Consider the following 279-nt stretch of genomic DNA (forward strand, 5'->3'; position numbering starts at 1 on the left):
CTGTGGGCGCGAACTTGCCGGTGGCCAGCAGCGCCGCCTTGAGTTCGGCGGGCAGGTTCCAGTCGGCCGAAACGAGAATCTCGTCCGAAGCAAGATCGATATGGGGAACGTTCACGGTGAGGGTGCCGTATGGCATGCCGTCATCCGCGCACAGCAGCGTGAAGGCCGGCCGACGGTTTGTCGCGTAGACGCTCGTCTGCAGTTTCACGCCAGCGGGATAGCTGGCCAGGCCTGCGCCGTAGATGGTCTGATCCATGGGGAAACTCCGATTAATGGGAG

Annotated in this window: 1 pseudogene; it reads right to left on the minus strand. The window is 62.7% G+C overall.

Annotated elements, in window-relative coordinates:
• Positions 1-256: pseudogene (locus SB765_RS29175) on the minus strand (hypothetical protein); the annotation flags it as partial.
• Between the last annotated feature and the right edge of the window lie 23 nt (positions 257-279).

Source organism: Pseudomonas sp. SIMBA_067, from assembly GCF_046534675.1.
In the GTDB taxonomy this organism is placed as follows: domain Bacteria; phylum Pseudomonadota; class Gammaproteobacteria; order Pseudomonadales; family Pseudomonadaceae; genus Aquipseudomonas; species Aquipseudomonas putida.